The organism is Amycolatopsis sp. cmx-11-51, assembly GCF_047608665.1.
In the GTDB taxonomy this organism is placed as follows: domain Bacteria; phylum Actinomycetota; class Actinomycetes; order Mycobacteriales; family Pseudonocardiaceae; genus Amycolatopsis.
Genome location: NZ_JADNQO010000052.1, coordinates 1 through 659, shown reverse-complemented (window position 1 = coordinate 659; position 659 = coordinate 1). Strand labels below are relative to the sequence as shown.

1 pseudogene is annotated in these 659 nt (G+C 65.7%); it reads left to right on the top strand.

Annotation, left to right across the window (positions count from 1 at the left end):
• Positions 1-537: pseudogene (locus ACM6LU_RS39185) on the top strand (IS701 family transposase); the annotation flags it as partial.
• Between the last annotated feature and the right edge of the window lie 122 nt (positions 538-659).

Sequence of the window (659 nt, the reverse complement as noted above, 5' to 3'; positions counted from 1 at the left end):
TATGTCGTGGCCGTGCCGAGCAATCAGACTATCCCCGCCACCGCGGGCACCTCCCGCGCCGGCACGCTGGTCACCCACGCGCCGGAGGCCGCATGGAAACGCCGTAGTTGCGGTGATGGCGCCAAAGAGCCCCGTCTGTTCGACTGGGCCGTGGCCGAATTGCCGGCCTACCCCGACACCACCCCGCCGGGCTGGGGACGATGGTTGCTGGCCCGGCGATCACTGACCCGAAACAGTAAAGGCGAATATGAAATCGCCTACTACTTGTGTTGCGCCCCAACGGGAACGACCGATGATGACCTGATTCGGGTAGCCGGCGCGCGGTGGGCGATCGAGGACTGCTTTCAGACCGCCAAGACCGAGGTCGGCCTAGACCACTACCAGGTCCGCCGCTACGACGCCTGGTACCGCCACATCACGCTCGCGATGCTCGCCCATACCTACCTCGCCGTCACCGCCGCGATCGCCCCACAAGCCCTGGCAGCGGCCTCATTCCAGTCACGCTGGGAGAGGTCAAGCGTCTCCTGGCACACCTGATCACCACCGCGCCCGACCGCGCCGTGACCTGGACATGGTCACACTGGCGCCGACGCCACCAACACCGAGCCCGACAAGCCCACTACCAGCGAAGACAAGCCATCAATCACAAAGTGCGGCTG